At 51.9% G+C, this 20,809-nt stretch carries 19 protein-coding genes; 10 read left to right on the forward strand and 9 right to left on the reverse strand.

The genetic code is table 11. The annotated features are described in order from the left end of the window. Both K365_RS0123190 and K365_RS0123195 read right to left on the reverse strand, forming a co-directional pair. Complete coding sequence (locus K365_RS0123190; RefSeq protein ID WP_024336529.1) at positions 1 to 552, reverse strand: methyltransferase domain-containing protein; 552 nt, start codon at positions 550 to 552, stop codon at positions 1 to 3. A 535-nt stretch (positions 553 to 1,087) separates the two neighbouring features. Continuing rightward, positions 1,088 to 2,344, reverse strand: a complete 1,257-nt coding sequence (locus K365_RS0123195; protein ID WP_029724930.1) for an IS110 family RNA-guided transposase — start codon at positions 2,342 to 2,344, stop codon at positions 1,088 to 1,090. A gap of 182 nt (positions 2,345 to 2,526) precedes the next feature. Here K365_RS0123195 and K365_RS26935 point away from each other — a divergent pair, with 182 nt between their 5' ends. From K365_RS26935 to K365_RS0123210, 3 genes are all read left to right on the forward strand, one after another. Continuing rightward, on the forward strand, positions 2,527 to 3,339 hold the full coding sequence (locus K365_RS26935) for a PstS family phosphate ABC transporter substrate-binding protein (RefSeq protein WP_006964409.1): 813 nt from the start codon (positions 2,527 to 2,529) through the stop codon (positions 3,337 to 3,339). Between the two features lie 82 nt (positions 3,340 to 3,421). Beyond that, positions 3,422 to 3,796: a sirohydrochlorin chelatase gene (locus K365_RS0123205; protein ID WP_024336530.1), complete on the forward strand. Its 375-nt coding sequence runs from the start codon at positions 3,422 to 3,424 to the stop codon at positions 3,794 to 3,796. A 4-nt stretch (positions 3,797 to 3,800) separates the two neighbouring features. Next, the gene (locus K365_RS0123210) at positions 3,801 to 4,535 is read left to right on the forward strand and encodes a glutamine amidotransferase (protein ID WP_024336531.1); all 735 of its coding nucleotides are present in this window, start codon (positions 3,801 to 3,803) and stop codon (positions 4,533 to 4,535) included. 118 nt (positions 4,536 to 4,653) lie between these two features. On the opposite strand, the gene K365_RS0123215 is transcribed toward K365_RS0123210, so the two are convergent. The 4 genes from K365_RS0123215 to K365_RS0123230 all read right to left on the reverse strand — a co-directional run bounded on the left by K365_RS0123215 (position 4,654) and on the right by K365_RS0123230 (position 9,098). Next, positions 4,654 to 5,364 carry a FadR/GntR family transcriptional regulator gene (locus K365_RS0123215; protein WP_024336532.1) on the reverse strand — a complete coding sequence of 237 codons (711 nt, stop codon included), beginning with the start codon at positions 5,362 to 5,364 and terminating at the stop codon, positions 4,654 to 4,656. Between the two features lie 168 nt (positions 5,365 to 5,532). Then, the gene (locus tag K365_RS0123220) at positions 5,533 to 6,369 is read right to left on the reverse strand and encodes an SDR family oxidoreductase (protein ID WP_024336533.1); all 837 of its coding nucleotides are present in this window, start codon (positions 6,367 to 6,369) and stop codon (positions 5,533 to 5,535) included. A 29-nt stretch (positions 6,370 to 6,398) separates the two neighbouring features. Continuing rightward, positions 6,399 to 7,709: a (Fe-S)-binding protein gene (locus tag K365_RS0123225; protein ID WP_024336534.1), complete on the reverse strand. Its 1,311-nt coding sequence runs from the start codon at positions 7,707 to 7,709 to the stop codon at positions 6,399 to 6,401. Between the two features lie 6 nt (positions 7,710 to 7,715). Then, entirely contained in the window at positions 7,716 to 9,098 is a 1,383-nt protein-coding gene (locus tag K365_RS0123230; protein WP_024336535.1) for an FAD-binding oxidoreductase, read from the reverse strand. A gap of 407 nt (positions 9,099 to 9,505) precedes the next feature. Here K365_RS0123230 and K365_RS0123235 point away from each other — a divergent pair, with 407 nt between their 5' ends. From K365_RS0123235 to K365_RS0123260, 6 genes are all read left to right on the forward strand, one after another. Beyond that, complete coding sequence (locus K365_RS0123235) at positions 9,506 to 10,654, forward strand: TRAP transporter substrate-binding protein (RefSeq protein ID WP_024336536.1); 1,149 nt, start codon at positions 9,506 to 9,508, stop codon at positions 10,652 to 10,654. A gap of 142 nt (positions 10,655 to 10,796) precedes the next feature. Continuing rightward, the gene (locus tag K365_RS0123240) at positions 10,797 to 11,312 is read left to right on the forward strand and encodes a TRAP transporter small permease subunit (RefSeq protein ID WP_024336537.1); all 516 of its coding nucleotides are present in this window, start codon (positions 10,797 to 10,799) and stop codon (positions 11,310 to 11,312) included. Next, positions 11,309 to 12,649: a TRAP transporter large permease gene (locus tag K365_RS0123245; protein WP_024336538.1), complete on the forward strand. Its 1,341-nt coding sequence runs from the start codon at positions 11,309 to 11,311 to the stop codon at positions 12,647 to 12,649. The genes K365_RS0123240 and K365_RS0123245 overlap by 4 nt, the downstream gene beginning before the upstream one ends. Positions 12,650 to 12,692: 43 nt before the next feature. Then, a complete protein-coding gene (locus K365_RS0123250) occupies positions 12,693 to 13,301 on the forward strand; it encodes a LutC/YkgG family protein (RefSeq protein ID WP_024336539.1) in 609 nt (202 codons plus the stop codon). A gap of 4 nt (positions 13,302 to 13,305) precedes the next feature. Beyond that, positions 13,306 to 15,501 carry an L-lactate dehydrogenase (quinone) large subunit LdhH gene (gene ldhH, locus K365_RS0123255; protein WP_024336540.1) on the forward strand — a complete coding sequence of 732 codons (2,196 nt, stop codon included), beginning with the start codon at positions 13,306 to 13,308 and terminating at the stop codon, positions 15,499 to 15,501. Between the two features lie 194 nt (positions 15,502 to 15,695). After that, positions 15,696 to 17,198, forward strand: a complete 1,503-nt coding sequence (locus tag K365_RS0123260) for an FAD-binding oxidoreductase (protein ID WP_024336541.1) — start codon at positions 15,696 to 15,698, stop codon at positions 17,196 to 17,198. 15 nt (positions 17,199 to 17,213) lie between these two features. Here K365_RS0123260 and K365_RS0123265 read toward each other — a convergent pair whose 3' ends face one another. From K365_RS0123265 to K365_RS0123275, 3 genes are read right to left on the reverse strand one after another with little or no spacing between them, the layout of a single operon-like run. Next, positions 17,214 to 18,044 (reverse strand): DUF6282 family protein, encoded by an 831-nt coding sequence (locus K365_RS0123265; protein ID WP_024336542.1) that lies wholly within the window; start codon positions 18,042 to 18,044, stop codon positions 17,214 to 17,216. Next, a complete protein-coding gene (locus K365_RS0123270; RefSeq protein ID WP_024336543.1) occupies positions 18,041 to 18,937 on the reverse strand; it encodes an alpha/beta hydrolase in 897 nt (298 codons plus the stop codon). Before K365_RS0123270 ends, K365_RS0123265 begins: the two co-directional genes overlap by 4 nt. Then, on the reverse strand, positions 18,934 to 19,188 hold the full coding sequence (locus K365_RS0123275) for a sigma factor (RefSeq protein WP_024336544.1): 255 nt from the start codon (positions 19,186 to 19,188) through the stop codon (positions 18,934 to 18,936). Before K365_RS0123275 ends, K365_RS0123270 begins: the two co-directional genes overlap by 4 nt. A gap of 145 nt (positions 19,189 to 19,333) precedes the next feature. Between K365_RS0123275 and K365_RS26940 the strand changes: the two genes are divergently transcribed. After that, entirely contained in the window at positions 19,334 to 20,761 is a 1,428-nt protein-coding gene (locus K365_RS26940; RefSeq protein WP_024336545.1) for an adenylate/guanylate cyclase domain-containing protein, read from the forward strand. Positions 20,762 to 20,809 lie beyond the last annotated feature (48 nt).

The raw sequence follows: 20,809 nt of genomic DNA on the forward strand, positions 1-20,809 counted from the left end.
TCAGGCCTTGAACCGCTGGCCAAGATATCTGTGGACATGGCCGGCAAACGGCAGCGGCAGGTACCCTGGCAGGGAATGATGTGTTTTGCGCATCGTCAAAAAAATCCATTTGTGTTCCAGAAAATTGAACGCGGCAAAAAGATCCCACAGCGGGGGGAGAACAATGGTGACGCTTTCTCCTACCCGGCACAGTTCCCTGAAAAACAACTCCGGCTGTTCCACATGTTCAATGGTATGTGAACACAGTACCTTCTTGAACTGCCTGTCCACAAAAGGCAGCTGGTAAATATCGTCGATCAGGACAAAATTGGGTACCTGCGCATGCCGGATGATATCTGCATTGATTTTCCCGGCACCGGTTTTTCCGCAGCATATGTTCAGGTCCCATTGCTGCCGGGAAATGATCCGTTCCTTCATCACAGAATAACTGATGAAATTGACCATTTTTCCCAAAAACAGTGAACTCATGAAAAAAAGGGCTGAAATGATGCTGTGCTGTTCGAGAATTTCCGTCATTGTCTGATTATCCCTCCGGGTTTCTTGCCCGGCCATCGATTCCTTCCTTTCCTGGTAACCCCGCTGAAAGCTCTGCCTGCTGCTGATGGATACAGGGGGGCTTATGTTTGTGCATTATTTTATATGGCAATTGATAAAAACAGATTTGACCTCTGTTAGATTTTCACCAGCCGGGAAAAGCGGTCTGCGGGTACTGATGATAAACACCGGTCCTTTTCAATGTTGTCTTTTGAAAATCCCTGTGTTTATATGAAACACCGTCATCGTTAAGGACACACTTCACCACTGGCTTTGTTTGTCTGCAAAGTCCATGATGAAAACCCGATTTGAATTATATTCAGGAAGTGCCTCCTTTGTCTGCTTGATTATCTTTTACAGGTTGTTTTTTTAAGCAGGTGGCCAGCCAAGTTTCATACAGTTTTATATGCGTAGTTCCTTTAATTAAGGACTGACAGTTAGTTGTGCAAAAGGCCGACCAGTCATGTTATTATCGCGCTCTATGGCTTCATTTCTTCATCGACTTTTTTTCTGCTCAAAAAATCTTACCCATAATCTTCACCTAAAAAAATTATCAATTCGCACATGGAACCAATTCATAACCAAGTTGATTGGCTCGCTTTTTAATGCTGTTGATAGCCTTTTGTCTTGTCTGGGCAGTCAAATAATCTTCACCAAGGTCCATGAAATGATCTCCATTTTTTATGATATTGAAAATTGCTTTTGATATTCTATGTGCAATTGCAACGATAGCTTTTTTTGCGCCACGCCTGGACTTCAGCTTAAAATATTTGGCCCTGTAGTATGACCCTTTTTTCCGGACTGCTGCCCAGGCCACTTCGATCAATATGGTTTTGAATGGGTGACTTCTCACAGAAGCTCTGCCACTCTTCCTTTTGCCGGCACTTTCATTATTTCCCGGACATAAGCCTGCCCAAGAGGCAAGCGCAGCTGTACAAATAAATTCATCGAGGGTCACACCAATTTCGCTGACAATTGATTGCGCCGACTTCTTATCAATACCTGGTACCTCATCCAATCGATCCAATAGATCCTGGTGGCCAGAGGTAAGATCTTCTAATCTCCGGGTAATTTCATCGATTTGTTTTTCCAAAGATCTCATTACCTCCATCAGGCCAATTAATTGAAACCGATGATGATCTTCAAAAAAACCCTGAATACTGCGATGCAGTTCGACAACCTTTTTTTTCAGACCGGGTTTGGTATTCTGTTCAATTGTTGCCAAATTCAATTCGGATCCGTCGCATAATAATGAAATCAAATTTTGACCTGTAACTCCAAACAGATCAGATACAACGGAATCGATTTTAATGTTGGCGGTTTCAAACAACTTGTGCACACGTCGTTTAAAATCAGCCAGAGATTCGGTATACGTTCTTCTGATCCTTGTCAGTTCTCTCCACTGGCGTATCTCTTTTGCCGGAATAAAGCTGCCTTTTAAAAGGCCATGTCTCAAGAGCCCGGCAAGCCATTTACTGTCGCTGATATCTGTTTTACGTCCCGGAACATTTTTGATGTGTCTGGCATTTACAAGAATCACTTCCATAAATCCTTCGAGAACGTTATGAACCGGCCGCCAATAAACGCCTGTGCTTTCCATTGCCAATACCGGGCATTCATTGTTCAGCAACCAATTCTTCATCTCGACAAGATCGTTGGTGAACGTACCAAATTCTTTAATCTCATACTGTTCCTTACCGTTATTATCCACAGTGATAAGACAGGCTGAAATTTTTTTCTTATGAACGTCCAAACCGCAACAAACAGGGTGAACAATCTGAATAAATGTGGTATCTAATTTCTTGGTCATAATTATCCTCTTCATTTTTATCGGCTAAATAAAAAAAATTTGATAATTATGACCATTTTTCCAATTTTGCAAGTGTTTCATGTTTTGTTGTGCCCGTCAGGGCATGGATGTTATTGGGTCTATGCTATCAAAAAAACAACCTGTCGGGCTTTATTTAAGCAAGACAGGGAAAGAGAGGTGCCATGAAATCCGGGTTCACAAAGATGATCGTGCTACTGGTTGCAGCCTGCTGCATACAACTGTTTGGCTGCACATCTCCGCCCATGGAACAAATGGTCATCAAAGGCTCCACCACCATGGCGCCGATGCTGGAAAGACTGGCAGCCGAGTATCAAACCCCGGATCAGAAACAGATCTTCATCGAGGCCACCGGTTCTCTGACGGGAATTGCCGCACTGATTCAAAACGAATGTGACATGGCTGCCTCGTCTGTTTCCGCGCCAACAACACTTGTTCAGGAAGCTGAAAAAAAAGGGATCACCCTGAAAGCATTCCCCGTATGCCGGGACAGAATCGTCCCGATTGTGAATACCGCCAATCCCTTGCATCAGTTATCCATCACAGACCTCAGACATATTTTTTCCGGAAAGATATCCTCCTGGAAATCTGACGACATGGCCGATGCTAACATTCAAATTGTATTGAGACAGACAGCATCAGGCACCTGCAGAATGTGGGAACAACGCATCCTGAATGGCGCCTCGCCGGCACCCGGTCACATACAGGTATTCTCCAACAGCGGCGTTCTGGCGGCAGTGGCTGAAAACCGGTACGCCATCGGTTATGTCAGCCATGCATATCTCAATCATGAAGTCAAACCCGTGGAAATCACCGGCCATGATTCAGAAACAGCCCTGGAACGGACCCTTTTTCTGTATGTCAATCCCGATCGCATGTCAAAAGCGGTCAAATCGTTTCTGACCTATCTGCACAGCGGACCGGCCAGAAAGATGATCAGGGACAGTGGCTTTGTTCCCATCACCCATGACAATTAAATGGCGCTGCCAGACGCAGATGCCCATATAAGCCCATAAAGGATAAGATTTAAATACGACATCCAACAGACAGGAGCTTGATTTGAAAACAATCATTCTAGCGGCACATGGAAGCCGCCAAAAAGCGTCTGCCGCAGAGGTGGCGGCTCTGGCAAAAAAGCTGGATACCAAGGTCAAAACCAATGGTTCAAATGACATACACCAGGTGGTGCATGCCTTTTTGCAGTTCTGCGACCCGTCCCTGGAAACAGTGATCCAGGAGCTGGCGGACAGCGGGGTGGACGAGATGGTGATCTTTCCGTTTTTCATTTCCGCGGGCAGCCATGTGCAGACAGATATTCCCCGGGCCGTTGAAACCGCCCGACAAAAACATCCCACTGTGCGGTTTCACATCACCCGGCACCTGGGTATCCTGGATGCTGTGGAAGATCTTATCTTAGGAGAGGTCACGGGCTGACATCATGAAGCAACCAAAAATTCTGATTGTAAAGACCGGAGATACGTTTGCCGATCTTATTTGTTCTTTCGGGAATTTTGAAGACTGGATCCGCCAGGGTTTAGGCGTGGGTGAAAATCAGATCCGGCTGGTCAATGCCCCGGCATTTGAAGTGCTGCCTGAACCCGGCACCTTCAGCGGGGCCGTGATCGCCGGCTCCCATGCCATGGTCACCCAGAACCTGGACTGGAGTCTGAATGTGGAAGCGTGGCTGGCCCGGGTGGTGACGGCCGGGGTCCCGGTGCTGGGAATTTGTTACGGGCATCAACTGCTGGCAAAGGCTATGAGCGGTAAGGTGGATTTTCATCCCGACGGCCTGGAGATCGGCACCGCATCCATCACCCTGACCGCAGATGCCCTGTCAGATCCCCTGTTTCAAGGGCTGCCTCCGGTTTTCAACGCCCATACCTGCCATTCCCAGACCGTGCTGACCCTGCCCCCGGGCGCGGTGCATCTGGCAAAAAACACCCATGACCCCCATCATGCCTTCCGCCTGGGTCCTGCTGCCTGGGGAGTGCAGTTTCATCCGGAATACACCCATGGCATCATGGCCGGGTACATCCGCAACATGTCGCCGGTGATCCAGGCCTTGGGAAAAGACCCGGCCAAGGTGCAGCAACAAGTCACCGATACCCCCGAGGCCGGCCGGTTGCTGGCCCGGTTTGCCATGCTGTGCAGACATCATCATCAAACGTATTGAACACATTACGTAAAGCTATCTCTTTGCAGCGATTATTGTCAATAGCGCAGGACAGGAAGAGCGTATACCCCTGACATCAAGAGGATCTGGAAAGAATCCAATCAGGGCCGGAAACCCGTTACATTTTTTTGTTTTTGAAAAAATCCCTGACAAAGGCGATGTGGGTGTTCATGGCATCGTATGCTTTGTCCGGGTCCCGGGAAGTGATGGTTTCCAGGATGGCCCGGTGCTGGGTCAGAATCTTCTGAATATTTTCAGGATCCTCGTACAGGCTGGTGAGATTTTCCCGGATGCCGTGGAACAGATAATCGTAGAAATTACGCATGATCAGAATGTGCAGCGGATTTTTGGCGGCATAGGCAATGGCCATGTGAAAGCCGGTGTCGGCTTCTGTTCCCAGCCGGCCGGAATTCACTTCATGCTGCATCTCGTCGATGCTCTGCTGCATGGCCTTGATATCGGTTTCATCGGCCCGCTGGGCCGCCAGGGCGGCGGCATTGCATTCCAGCCCCAGCCGCACTTCCAGAAGATCCACCAGGGAGGCGGACTGGGATTCCATGGCTTTTGCCAGAGGATTTTCCTCTACCGCCTCCATGGGTTTGACAAAGGTGCCCTGTCCCTGCTTCTGGGTAATCAGACCCATGGTGACCAGGCGCTGGATCGCATCCCGGATAGTAGTGCGGGACACATTCATGGCCTGGGCCAGCTCCCTTTCCGTCATCAGCTTCTCACCGGGTTTAAGCGTGCCTCTGTAAATGAGTTCCCGGATCTGATCAAACACCTGATCGGAAATGCGCTTGGGTTTTATGGGCTTGATGGGTAAGGTCATAATCCTTTACTGCATGCTGTTTTTTGCTTTATATGTTCAAGATTCAAACCATGGATTATCCATTATTCCATATGGTTTATCAAGAGATTTTTAATCAAATCCAAATAGATTCCTGACTCAACTTCATACGTCACCGCCCTGAATCCGCCAGCGCCAAAAGTTGAATGCTTAATAAGTCAGGACCATGCCGCCGTCAAACAGCAGATCCCCGCCCACCAGATAGTTTGAAAACCGGGAGAATCCGAATACAAACAGATTGGCCACTTCCGCCGGGGACATCATTTCCTTGACCCGGGAAGACCCCATCATCACATCCGTGACCACCTGTTCCGCCGTGATGCCCCGCTGTGCGGCCTGAGCCGCCACCTGGTTGAGGGCCAGGGGAGTTTTGACAAACCCGGAACTGATGGTGAACGAACGGATCCGGCCTTCCCCTTCAGCGGAAATGGACTGACTCAACGCCCGGAGCCCGAACTTGGTGATGTTGTAGACCGGCTTGTTTTTGGTGCAGATGTGGGCGTGGACCGAGGCCATGTTGGCAATGGCGCCGGCCCCGGCCTGCTTCATGTAAGGGATCGCCAGTTGGGAAAGAAAAAACGGGGCCCTGAGCATGAGTTTCTGCATCAGATCATAGGTTTCCATGGGGAAGTTTTCCACGGCATCAATGTGCTGGATTCCCGCGATATTGGCCAGGTACCGGATCTGACCCAGGCCGGCCGCCTTTTCCACGGCAGCTTTCACCTGGGCATCCTCCGTGAGATCGGTTTTTATGAATGTAAAGGCATTTCCGCCTAAGGCCCGGGCCATGTCCCCGGTTTTTTCCCCTTCTGTCTCATTGATATCCAGTCCTGCCACGGTCAGGCCGTTAACGGCCGCGGCAATGGTCACAGCCCGGCCGATACCCGTGCCGCACCCGGTAACGATGCACACGTTTTCCTTGCAGAAATCGTCATCATCCAGTATCAGCACATCCTTTCGGGTGATCTCTGGTTCCTTGATTTCCATGTTGTTCTCCTTTCAGGTTGATGGATTTTTTAAGGGGTAAGTTTTTCAAGGGCCCTGGCATACAGTTCCATGGGATGCCGGACCCGGATAGAGGCGCCGGCTTTTCCCAGCATATCAGATATCTGCATCATGCAGGCCGGGCACCCCGTGGACACAGCGGTACAGCCCGTGGCTTCGATATTGTGCTCTTTAAGAGTACCGATGGCACTGGACAGGTCATAGTGGTAAACATTGAAACTGCCGCCCATGCCGCAGCACTTGTCTGATCCGGCCATTTCTTCCAACCGGCACCCGGCGGCCCGGATCACCTGCCGGGGCTGGTCTGCCACACCCAGAGATTTTTTCAGATGGCACGGGTCATGATAAGTCACGATTTCTTTTTCTGCGTCTTCCAACCCGGTTTCAATCGGCTCGATGCCCACCTGATCCACCAGAAACTGGTTGATATCCATGGTTTTTTCCGACAGGGCCGTCAATTTTTTCTGCATGCCCGGGGACGGGTTTTTGTAAACCGAGGGCCATAATTTTTTAATGGTGGAGGTACAGGTGGCACAGGCCGTCACCAGGACATCAAAGTCGTATTTTTCAAACAACGCCAGGTTGTGGTCCACCAGCCGGGTGAAGCTGTCCCGGTCTCCGGATGCCAGGGACGGGATCCCGCAGCAACCCTGGCCGGGAGGAATCACCACCCCCACATTGTGATGGGAGAGCACCTTTAACGAGGCATGGGCCACACCGGGAAAAATTTTGTCGATCAGGCATCCGATGAAGATAGCGGCTTTAGGGCCGGAACCCGGGGTTGTCACCCCTTTTTCCGGCAGGGTTTTGTGGAAGGGATTGGAACTCAAGGGCATGAAATGGCGATTTGACAGCAATGGCGAGACCAGCCGGGCGCAGGAGGTCCCCTGAGCATTGGCATCGGGTTTAGCGAAAAGGCCCTGGAACCGACCGGCCCAGTCCACCATGGCATCGAACCGGCCCGGGTGGGCCAGCAGTTGCCTGAAGATCAGTTTTTTGGCAGGAGACAGGCCTTTGTATTCCGCCAGAATGGCCCGGGCCTTGATGAAAATTTCCACCACATTCACCCCGGAAGGGCAGTTGGCCGCACAAGACCCGCACAAAAGGCACCGGTTCAGCCGCTCGTTCACCCCGTCCGGATCGGTGAACATGTTTTCCATAAGCCCCGTGAGCAGGGCCAGTTTGCCCCTTGCCACATCCGCTTCTTTCCGTGTCTGTTCGAACAATGGACAGACCGACTGACACATGCCGCATCGAATGCAGGTCACCAGCTGGTCTTCCAGTTCTTTTACCAGGTTTGCAAGTTCTTTCATGTCTGCCATTATAAATTATACTCCGGTAATTTTACCAGGATTTAAAATGTTGCTCGGATCCAGGGCCGCCCGAAGTTGTCGGGAAAACAGGATGGATGAATATCCGGCTTCCTTTTCCAGAAACGGGGCCTTGGCAATGCCCGTGCCGTGTTCACCGGACAATGTCCCTCCCATGGAAAGGGCGACATCGAAAATCTCTTCAATGGCCTGTTCCACCCGATAAAACTCTTCCTTGTTCCTTCGGTCCGTGAGAATGGTGGGATGCAGGTTTCCGTCTCCGGCATGGCCGAAGGTACCGATATCGATGCGGTACTTTTTGGCAATATCCTGAAGGGCCCGCACCATGTCCGGGATTCGGCTTCTGGGCACCGTGGCATCCTCCAGCACCAGGGTGGGTTTGAGCTGGGCCAGGGCGGACAGGGCCGCCCGCCGGGCCGCCCAGATTTTATCCCGCTGGGCATCATCTTTTGCCTGGTCAATGGTCCGTGCTCCCATTTTCAGGCACAGGGCCTTGACCTGTTCCGCTTCTTCCGTCACCACAGCCGGGTGGCCGTCCACCTCGATGAGCAGCAGAGCTGCCGCGTCTTTGGGAAGTCCGGCCTTTGAAAAATCCTCCACGGCCCGGATGGTGAAATTATCCAGGATTTCCAGGGTGGCCGGCACAATACGCGCGGAAATGATGCCGGCCACGGTTTCCGAAGCCTGTTCAATGGTGTCATACACCGCCACCATGGCCTGCCTGGCCTTTGGCGCGGGGATGAGCTTGAGAATCACCTGATCCAGAATCCCTAATGTTCCTTCCGATCCCACCATCAGGCCGGTGATGTTATAGCCGGTGGCGCATTTCACGGTCCTGGATCCGGTTTTGATGTAATTTCCCTGGCTGTCGAAAAACCGCAGGCCCATGACATAATCCTTGGTGACCCCGTATTTGAGCCCTCTCAGGCCCCCGGCATTTTCCGCCACATTGCCGCCGATGGTGGACACGGCCATTGATCCCGGATCCGGCGGGTAGAACAGGCCCCGTTTTTCCACTTCCGCCGCCAGGGTGGCCGTCACCACCCCGGGTTCCACTACGGCATACATGTCTGCTTCGTTGATTTCAATGATTTTATTCATCCGGCCGGTGAGGAGCACAATACCCGAAGAATAGGGAATGGTACCGCCGGACAGGTTGGTACCCGATCCTCTGACCGTGATGGGAATCTGATTTTCCGCGCACAGGGCGATGATGTCGCCCACCTGGTCTTTTGTTTCAGGTATCACGGCAGCCGCAGGCATCACCGGATCCAGTACAGCGGCATCATAGGAATAGGTGAGCATGTCCTCTTTCTGGGTCAGCAGATGCGGGGGCCCCACGATTTTCTGTAGCGCCTCAAGGATTGATTTCTGGATCATCAGCACCTCTCAATTTAATGGTAATACCAATTTAATATTCCGTATATTTTCGGAGTTGTCAACCGATTATTTTATGGTACTACCTTTATTTTCAGATAGACCAGCCAAACATAAACACGAAAAATAAAAACATAACTATTTGTATTATTTAACTATAAGATCCATATAGCAGGCTTTCCAAGAAAAACAAATAAATTTTATTTTTTTCTTGACAAAGAAGGACAGATGGATTTTAGTATTGGTACTACCAAGCAAATCTGCGGTACGAATGACCCTGAAATATGAATTTGGACTTGCCGGAATACCCATGGTTTAAACGCCGATCCGGGAAAGGAGGGAAACCCATCACAGGAATTATCTGAAGTCAGTCGTGTGAATAAATCATCTTTTAAAGGACGGAGGAACGCATGAAAAAAGCATTGAGCATTGTGGTTACCCTTATGTTGGCAGTTGTCTTTATTTGCGGCACAGCCCATGCCAAACGCGAAAAATTCGGGGAAGACCCCCGGGCAAAAGAAGCAAAACGGATCTCATTCAAGACATCGGATGAAAAAATCCGGTGGAAAATGGTTATGCCCTGGTCCAAAGGGCTTTTGTTCTATGACATTGCATCCCATTTCGCCGACAGTGTCCGTCTGGCATCTGCCGGCCGCCTGGATATTAAACCCTTTTCCGCAGGAGAGTTGGTGCCTGCCATGCAGAGTTTTGATGCCGTAAGCACGGGCGCGGCTGAAGTGGGCCATGACTGGCCCGGTTACTGGAAAGGCAAAAATGAAGCCTTTGTCGCCCTGGCATCCGTTCCTTTCGGCCTGGATGCAGAATTGTACAACATCTGGCTCTATGAAAGAGGCGGTGTGGAAATGATGCAGGAAATCTATGGCCAGTTCAACCTGTTTGCCCTTCCCGGCGGCCAGTGCGGCCAGGAAATGGGGCTTTCCTCCAATAAAAGAGCCACCAGTATGGCAGATTTCAAAGGCATGAGAATCCGTACGCCAGGCTGGTTCATGGATATCATGAACAACCTGGGCGCATCCGTGTCTCCCCTTCCCGGCGGCGAAGTGTACCTGGCCCTGGAGCGGGGCGTGATCGATGCAGCGGAGTTCTCCTCTCCGGCCATCAACTATCCCATGGGATTCGATGATGTCACCAAGTACGTGATTCAGCCGGGTGTGCATCAGCCGGGTATCCAGTGCGCCCTGTTTTTCAACAAGGATGCCTATGAAAAGCTGCCCGAAGATTTGAAATGGATCGTTGACATTGCTGCCAAAGAAACCCAGTTGTGGAGCTACAACTGGATTAACAACCTGAATGCCAAAGCCATCAAGCTGTTCAAGGAAAAAGTGGAATTTGTCCATATGGATAAAGAAACCCTGATCGAGTTCCGGAAAACCACCAAAGAGTATATGGACTCTATCAAAGCAAAATTCCCGGATGCCAAGAAAATCCTGGATTCCCAGGACCAGCTGATCGAAGATTATGCTGACTGGCGTAAAGAGCGCGGCGGTGCCACCCCCTGGCCTTATGAAACCTATATCAGCGGCCAGATCCATGAATAAGCTGAATCTGTTTTTTGAGTTGATGTAAAAACTTAAAACCACAGAAAAGTCCGGCAGCCCGGTCATCTAACCATTCCGATATAACACAGGCTGCCGGACCTTAACTGTTTTTTTGATTCATTTTCAGTAAAAGGAAACCAACATGTTGGAATCGTTAGCAAACAACCTGGAAAAATTCATCCGCAAGCAGGGGGATATCACCTCGTTTCTTGTATATCCGCTGCTGATCATCGTGGTATATGAGGTGTTCATGCGGTATGTGTTCAACGCCCCCACCTCCTGGGGATTTGAAGCCACCACATTTTTATACGGACTGCACTACATGTTCGGGTTCTCCTATGCAGATGTCCATGGCGCCCATGTAAAAGTGGATATTTTCAGTTCCCTGGCCTCGGAAAAAGTGCAGGCGATTCTCAGCATTATCACGAACCTGGTCTTTTTTATGCCGGTGACCATCTGCCTGACCCTGTGGGGAATCAAATACGCATATCAATCCACCCTGGGCCTTGAAGTGAATTCCACTTCCTGGGCACCTCCCATCTGGCCGCTGAAGATATTGATGGCCGTGTGCCTGGCATTTTTACTGCTCCAGGGCATCGCCAATCTGTTAAAGGATATCCATTCACTCAAACAACAAGGAAGAAAGGTTAACCCATGAGTCTTGAATTCATGACTGTGGCCATGTTCGTCACCCTTATTTTCGCCATCATGCTGGGGCATCCACTGGCCTATACCCTGGCAGCAGTGGCCACTCTGTTCGGCCTGATCGACAACGGGTTCAATATCCCCATGTTGTTTGAGATGTTTATCAACAATACCTGGGGGTTGATGGAAAACTACACCCTGGTGGCCATCCCTTTATTTATTCTCATGGCCCAGCTCCTGGACAGATCCAAGGTGTCTGAGGCTTTGTTTGAATCCATGTACGTGGTGCTGGGCAGCATCAAGGGCGGTTTGGGTCTTGCCGTGGTGCTGGTGTGTACGGTATTTGCCGCCACCACCGGGATTATCGGGGCATCCGTGGTGGCCATGGGGCTGCTGGCCACCCCGGCCCTCATGAACAAAGGCTACCAGAAAGAAATGACCGCAGGTATCATCTGCGCCTCAGGCACCCTGGGTATTCTGATTCCGCCCTCCATCATGATGGTGGTGTACGGCGGGCTCACGGGCATGAAAGAAACGTCTGTGGGCAATCTGTTTGCCGGCGCTATTTTTCCGGGTCTTTTGCTGGCAGGTCTGTATTTCGCCTATATCCTCATTCGCTGTAATATCAACCCGAAACTGGGTCCCCCCATTTCAAAGGAGGAGGCCTCCGGATATACGGCGGCACAGAAATGGGGCATGACCCTGAAATCACTGGTCCCGCCCCTGGCATTGATCCTGGCGGTCATGGGAACGATTCTCGGCGGGGTGGCCACCCCCACGGAAGCTGCCGGCCTGGGGGCTTTCGGTGCGTTGTTGCTGGCCTTTTTCAACAAAAAACTCAATTGGACCGTGCTCAAGGAAAGTGGCTATGCCACGTTGAAAACCACCTCCATGGTCATGATGCTGTTCATCGGCGGCAAATTTTTTTCTGCGGTATTTTTGAGCATGGGCGGCGGGGATGTGGTGGCAAATCTGCTCATCGGATCCGGCATGAATGAATGGATTATTCTGTTTATCATGATGTTCATCGTGTTCATCATGGGCATGTTCATTGACTGGGCCGCCATCCTGCTGGTGACGGTGCCGATTTTTCTGCCCATTGCCATCGAGCTGGGCTTTGATCCATTATGGTTCTCCCTGCTCTTGTGCGTGAATCTCCAGACCTCGTTTCTCACCCCGCCCTTTGGGTATGCCCTGTTTTACTTCAAGGGGGTGGCACCGACACAGTTCACCATGATGCACATTTACAGAGGCATCATGCCTTTTGTCCTGCTGCAGCTATTGAGTATCGGCCTGCTGTGCCTGTTTCCGTCTCTGGTCACCTGGCTGCCGGGGGTGTTTTTCGGGTAACCGCGCCATGGCACATGGATCGATAAAAGGAGGGGGTTCCCCCATGACGGATCTGGCAGCAGTATTTGCACAAAAAGCCACCCTGGTATCAGCCGTGGTGCATCAGGCAGCCACCCGGGATCAGGCATTTGACCGGGCAGTGGACATACTGCTGGCCAAAACGCCCATGGTTTCTTTGATGCCGGACCCCGGTCCGGTATCTGCGGGCACCGGAGAGACCCCAGTCCGAACACTGGCAGCCCCGAACTTGGGGACGGCGGATCTTCAATATCTGTCTCAGGCCTGTGACACTGCCGGTAACATCCATCTGCTTCAGAACGGGACGCGGCAATTTCCCGGCGGCATCGACATGGGCGTGACCCTGGTGGATTTCGGCATCGCCGACACCGGCACCCTGGTTATTGCTTCGGACAGCGAAGAGACCCGGCTGGCCACCATGCTGTGCGAGGTACATGTGGCAGTCCTGAACGTGTCGGATATCCGGGTTTCCGCAGACGACATGGTTGAGGAACTTTCGGCAATGACGGCCCGGACCGGGTCCTATACCGCGTTTATCACGGGTGCCAGCCGCACGGCCGACATCGAACGGGTTCTGGCCATCGGTGTCCACGGCCCCCTGGAACTGCATATCATCCTGGTGGAAGAGGAATAAGCCCATGCCCAGAACCGAGACCTTCAGATCTTATAAACACCGGCTGGACAAGGCCCTGGACAACCGGTTCCTGCGCCGGGCCATGGATAATTTTGCCATGGCCTACCGCACCTCGAGGCAGAATGCCTTTGCCGGCATGGATGTGGAGGCCCTGGTTCAACAAGTGGCGGACGTGAAGGCTGGGGCCATCTGGAACAACGCGGCCCTGTTACAGCAATTTACGGCAAAGGCCCTTGCCCATGGCATCCATGTGCATGTGGCAGACACGGCCGAAGATGCCAACCGCATCATTGAACAGATCGCTCAAAAAACCGGATCAAAAAAAATCGTGAAATCCAAATCCATGACCGCAGAAGAGATCCATCTGAACCCGTGGCTGGAAACCAGCGGCCTGGAAGTCACGGAAACCGATCTCGGGGAATGGATCGTGCAGCTCAGAAAAGAAGGCCCCTCCCACATGGTGATGCCGGCCATCCATTTGTCCCGGTTCCAGGTGGCGGACCTGTTCACGGATGTCACGGGCACGGACCAGGACCCGGAAATCGAGCGGCTGGTCAAGGTGGCCCGAAAAGAACTGCGGGAAAAATTTGTTGAAGCGGACATGGGCATCACCGGCGCCAACTATGCCGTGGCCGACACCGGCACCATCGGCATTGCCACCAATGAGGGCAATGCCCGGCTGGTCACCACCCTGCCCAAAGTGCATGTGGCCCTGGTGGGCATCGACAAGCTGGTGCCCACGATTGCCGATGCCCTGACCATCAACCGGATTCTGCCAAAAAACGCCACGGGCCAGGCCATCACCTCCTATGTCACCTGGATCACCGGTCCCTCGGAATGCACCACGGTCCCGTCCGGAAAACGGGAAATGCACATCGTATTCCTGGACAACGGCCGCAGCAAAATCGCGGCTGATCCCGAGTTCTCCCAGGTGCTCCAGTGTGTACGGTGCGGGGCCTGCGCCAATGTGTGCCCGGTCTACCGCATGGTGGGGGGGCACCAGATGGGCCATATCTATATCGGTGCCATCGGCCTGATCACCACCTATTTTTTCCACGGCCTGAAAAACGCGAAAAACCTGGTGAAAAACTGCACCAACTGCGGGGCGTGCAAGTCGGTGTGCGCCGGCGGCATTGACCTGCCCCACCTGATCAAACAGGTCCATGCCCGGATCCAGGATGAAACCGGGCATCCCCTGCAAAGCCTGATGCTGGCAAAGGTACTCAAAAACCGCAAACTGTTTCACCGGCTCCTGCGCACGGCCTATCTGGCCCAGCAGCCTGTCGTGGACCGGTCGGATCCGTCACGAACCGCGCCCGGCGGCGGATCCGGCCGGCCGTCAGATCCCGGTTTTCTGCGGCACCTGCCCATGATCTTTTCATCGGACCACAATTTCCGGCGCCTGCCCGCCATTGCCGGAATCCCGTTCCGGGACCGGTTTGCCCGACTGAACCAGCCGGTGGATCATCCCCGGTTCACCATTGCCCTGTTTTCCGGGTGCGTCCAGGATTTTGTGTATCCCGAACACCTGGAAGCCGCCATGAGAGGGTTTGCCCGGCAGCGGATCAACGTGGTGTTTCCCATGAACCAGTCCTGCTGCGGTCTGCCGGCAATCAGCATGGGGGAAACCGCGGCGGCCAGAGATGTGGCCCTCCAGAACCTGGAAGCCATGGCAGTCAACGGCAACAATTACGATGGCGTGGATTATATCGTCACCTTGTGCGCGTCCTGTGCCTCCCACCTGACCCACGGGGTGCCCAGACTGCTCAAAGATTATGCCCCTGAAAAGGCGGCGGCGTTTGCCAAAAAAATAGTGCCCTTTTCCGTGTTCATGAACGATATCGTGAGCATTGACGCGGTCTCCGGGCCCGGCAGAAACACGGCATTCCATTCTCCCTGCCATCTGTGCCGGGGCATGGATGTTCACCAGGCCCCGCGCGATCTCATTGAAAAATCCGGAAACCGGTATATCCCTACTGAAGAGGAAGAAACCTGCTGCGGATTCGGCGGCAGTTTTTCCACCACCTTTCCGGCGGTCTCCCGGGAAATCCTTACCCGGAAACTGAATGATGTGATGGCTTCCAACGCCGAACTGCTGGTGACCGAATGCCCGGGATGCGTGCTTCAGCTCAAAGGCGGTGCCGCGCAACAGGGCCGGGACATCAACGTGTGCCACATTTCTGAACTGTTGTTTCCCTGATCGGGAAACGTAACAATTTGTCAGACCATTCTCGTGCCCTTATGATCTTTAACCAATAAATCAAGACCAGGCCTGTAAATTTTTCTTTTCTCAACGGACTGACTCATTTAAAATCAAAAACAGCCGGCCGTGTATTTTCTGGCAACCGGTATGATGCATTGCCTGGTACTTTATGATGGAAGGAGCGTAACCATATGGAACCAGATAAACCAACCATTGAAGGGATGGTACATACCGATACCGCCACCCGGAAAAAATTCAGCAAAGATGCCAGTTCCTATCGTATCCAGCCCCAGATGGTGGCGGCGCCTGCCAATGAAAACGATGTGGTCCGTATTCTGGAATTTGCCCGGAAATCCGGCACCAGCATTACCTGCCGGTCCGGCGGCAGCGGGCTTAGCGGCGCCGGTATCGGCCCTGGTATAATTGTTGACTTCAAACCATTGATGAACAGGATCAAACAACTGGACCCGGAGATAATTGCCGAACCCGGTGTGGTCCTGGAAGATTTTTTAAAACAGATCCATAAAAAGGGACTGATGCTGCCCGCTATTCCATCCAGCAGCTCCTGGTGTGCACTGGGGGGCAACATCGGTACCCGGGCAACCGGTCCCCGAACCGCACGTTACGGAACAATCGATGCATTTGTCACCTCCTTGAAATTCATCACCGCCCGGGGGGATATTGTGGATACCCGCAAAAAACTCCCGGATTACCTTGAAAAAGGTTTGATGCGCATCCGGGAAAAATATCTGTCAGATGAAAAAAGCCGCAGGCTTTTTGAGAACAGGCCGCCCATTGCCGGCGGATATAATGTGCCTGCATTTTCCCGGTATAAAGACCCTGGCGACATCGCGGCCCATCTGATGGTCGGCAGCATCGGCACGCTGGGGGTCATAACGGAGATCCGGCTTTCACCCATTCCGATACGCATGCCACAGATGACCTATGCGGCATTTTTTCCCACCCTGGAAAAGATCGGGGATGCGCTGAACAGGATAAATGAACTGCACCCTGCAGCCGTGGAATATATCGATAACAATACCCTGGCGCGGATACAGGGGAAACTGCTCAACAACCGGCACAAAGATATTGCCGGTGCATTGCTGGTCGAATTTGATGAATCTGAAGAACAGGCAAAAAAAGGGAGAAAAATCCTTGTGGAATCCAACCCCGATGAGCTGATTCCGGTGCCGGTGAACAGTCCGGAAGAAACCCGCATATGGGAAGAGCGGCGCCAGATTCTGCCCAAACTCAGGGCCTTTGCCCGGAAAAAAGGCTGGATTGTACCGTCCATCATCGATGATGTGGCGATTCATGTCAAAGATTTTGTGCCGGTCGTCCGGGATCTGAATCAGCTGATGCGGCGGCTGCAGCATGACATCTGCATATTCGGTCATATCGGTTTCGGCAGCCTGCATGCACGGCCCCTGTTTGATCCCGGCAAAAAAAAGATTACAAAACAGATCGATACTGTGTCACGGCAGACGTTTCAAATACTTCACCAATACGGCGGCACACTGGTGGGGGAACATAATGCCGGGCGGTCGCGTTCCATCTACCTTGAAATGGAACTGGGTGACAGCTTCACATATTTACGCGAGATCAAAGATCTGTTTGATCCTGAAGATATCCTGAATCCCAAGACCCTGTTCGACACCTCTCCCATCACTGAAAATATGAACCTGGACGGATAAGCTAAAAAGCGTGATTCAGTAGAGCAATCTGCGCGGGTTATGGACCATCATCTTTTCAATGGTTTGATCGCTGATGTGCCGGGATGTGAGCTGATCCCTGAATTGCCGGAGCGCCTGTGGCGCAGGGTTCCCCTTTTGACCGGCATCACTGACCATGACCCAGTTGGCATCTGGATGGCGTGTGATCATCCGGGTCAGCCGGTCCAGTGATGCGGCGTGAATTTTTTGTGTAAGATGGGAGATCTCGAACCAGACCCCGGGATCTTTCAGGGTTTCAATATCTTCTTCATCCATATCCGGCGTATAAAAAAGCACATGATTGATGAGTATACGGATATCATACCCCCGCTGTTTCACCTCCCGGACCAGGGTGACGGCCTCTTTAGCCGACACATGCCCTGTTGCCAGCACAACATTTTTTCCGTCAAGGATGTCAAGAATTTCGTACATGGCATCAGTCAGACCTTTTTTCGATAGAATCCGGATGCCTTTGTCCGGGAATTTTGTTGTGGACGGCTCCTGGAAATCAAACCGCCCCAGCGGCTTGTGTGCATCTGCATGAATGGTGGGCAGCCATACGACTTTCCCCCCCAGTGCACAGCAGGCATCCACAGCATAGGGATTGAGACCGCCGACAAAATAATTGAGCACCACACCGCCAAACACATCCATATCGCACTGCTGGTTCACAATATTTGCAATCTCCACCGTGCTGCCGTGATGCGCCTTCAAAACAATGCCGGCATACCCGGCCTTGTGACAGACAGCTGCCGTCTGTTGTGCATCCCCCCATCTTTCAAATATGCTGGGGGATGCGTGGATATGTATGTCATACACATTTTTCATGTCGCCACCTTTGATTCAAGCCATGTCAGTAACGTGGAAACCAGTTTTTGAAACGGTTTGCAGTCATCACACATCCATTCTGTGTGGCCTGCACCGGGGATGATATGCAGGGTTTTATCCCCGGGGTATTTTTGATAAAGAGATTGGGCTTCCGAAAGCGGATGAAGTCTGTTGTTTTCCCCGTGCACAATCAGAAGCGGCACTTCAGGCACCTGCTGTTCAAGCTGTCCTTCAGGATTATAGCGCAGCAGGGAATAGGCAAACCCGATGTCGATATCACCGCCGAATCCGTCTGTCTTGAACAGGACATCATCCACATATCCGCGGGTCACCGCATCCAGGGGGTAGATTTTGAATGGATCAACACGGACACTTTTTCCGGTTTTGACCTCTTCAAAGCGCTGCTTCTGCAGCCAGATCATAATTTTTTTGTATTCCGCTTCAGACCGATGCGCTTTAAAAAACCGGGCACCATTGTAAAATCCGTTGATACTGATAATTCCCGCCAGATCCGGTACTGCATACGCTGCCTCCAATACCAGGCCCGCGCCCATTCCCCAGCCGATCAAAACCGTTTTTTTGTCTGGTGTTTTCTTTTGCAGGGAGACAAACATTGCGGCATTTTCAATATCGCGGGCCTGCTCTTCCAGCAGGACGCTTCTCCGGTTACCCTCACTTTGGGCAAACCCGCGGTAGTCAAACCCGAAACAGGTATATCCTTTTTCAGTCAAGGCCCTGGCAAATCTGGCCGGGTGGATATTGTTCAACCCCATGAAACCGGAACAGACCACGATATCCGGTTTTTTATCATCTGCTTCACCTGTATTGGGATAATAAAATTTACCGTGCAGTTTCAAGCCGTCACTGTAAAACCAAACCTGTTTTTCTTTCATGATTTCCCCGTGTTGTAGCAGAACAGATCCATGATCTTGTGTTTCAGAATACCGGTGAGCCAGGTGTTTTCCGACGCATTACCGGCAAAGCTTTTTCTTGCCTCCAAAGCCGCAACCAGAGTCTCCTGGACCAGTTCCAGAGCCAGGATTTCATCCTGGACCCGGTAACCGGCGAAGCCATACAAATAATCACCATAGGTATCCACCCCGGTGTCAGGAGAACTTGATTCATGGACAGCAGCGACAGGCATTGATTTCATTCTTAAATATGGGGTTTGTCTTCATAACGGTTATAAAATACGGGATTGGGTTTTGTCAATTGAACATTATTGTATAAGTTTGTTATATAAAAAGATATAATGAAAAAAATCCAACAGCCTATGGGGACAAACGGTCATGCTGAATAAAGGAAAAAAACGAACCGGGGTCCGGGAAATCCTGGTCATGGGGGTTTTCTGGCGGATTCTGTTTATTGAAGCAGTGCTGCTGGTATATTCTTTAGGTTACCGGTGGCTGGCCGAAGGGTCCGGCCCCATGGAACTGTTCTGGTACGCCATGCGGATCATGGTGCTGGTGGGCATCATCGTTGTCTTCATGGTGGTGAGCCTCAAACACTTTCTGACCCGGAAAATCATTGATCCCCTGGAACAGATCACCCTTGCCAACCGGCAGATAGAGACCGACTTTTCCAAAGCAGACACCATCGACCTGCCGGCGGACACACCCGATGAAATCAAGGCCATTGTCTCCACCCGGGCCAACATGCTTGAACGCATCATCCGGGTGTCGGACCAGCGGCTCCAGCTGGTCCGATTTATCAAAGACACGTTCGGCCGCTATCTTTCCAAAAAAGTGGTGGAAGAAATCCTCTCCTCTCCCAAAGGCAGGCAGATCGGCGGCACCCGGAAGACCGTCACCGTGCTCATGGCTGATTTGCGGGGGTTTACCAGCCTTTCGGAATCCCGGGATCCTGAACAGATGGTTCAGCTGCTCAACCGGTATTTGAAGCAGATGTCCGCCATTATCCTGGCCTACGATGGGATTATTGACGAAATCATCGGTGATGCGATCCTGGCGGTGTTCGGTGCACCGGACTCCCATGATGATGATCCCCAGCGGGCCGTCGCCTGCGCCATTGAAATGCAGAACCGCCTGGCCCACCTGAACACGGAACTGATGGATGACGGATATCCCTCCCTGGAAATGGGCATCGGCATCAACACCGGCCGTGTGATTGTGGGCAATATCGGATCGGATCTGAGAATGAAATACGGGATTGTGGGAGACACGGTCAACCAGGCGGCCCGGATCGAATCCAACAGTATCGGCGGTCAGGTGCTCATTGGTGAATCCACTTACCAGGCGGTTCAGGCACAGGTTCAGGCAGACCCTCCCAAAACCCTGATGATGAAAGGCATGAAAAAACCCCTGGTATTTTATTCGGTATCCGCCATTGATATGGGCGGCAAGCCTGTCTCCCTGAAAGTGAAAGCGTCACAGGGTCCGCTGCTTGAAATCCAGATTCCGCTCCACTGCTGGCTCATACATGACAAAAAACTGGATCGCATCCCCCTGGCCGGCACCACCCTTGCCCTGGATGAAACCAGTGTTCACATTCAGACCTCGACTGCCATTGAACCGTTGACCGATGTAAAGCTCAATTTTGACTTCTGCCTGGAAGCCCATTGCTTTGATGACATCTATGCCAAATGTATCGATACTGAGCCGGCCCGGGACGGGCATCATTCGCGGCTGCATATCACAGCTATGGCGGAGAGTGACCGGGAAAGAATCCGGGAATGGATGGCCCAGGCATCTGCCTGATTCCGGCATAACGGCACTTTTTTTGTCAGCTGCTCCTTGTTTATCACT

Source organism: Desulfotignum balticum DSM 7044 (assembly GCF_000421285.1).
Classification (GTDB): Bacteria; Desulfobacterota; Desulfobacteria; order Desulfobacterales; family Desulfobacteraceae; genus Desulfotignum; species Desulfotignum balticum.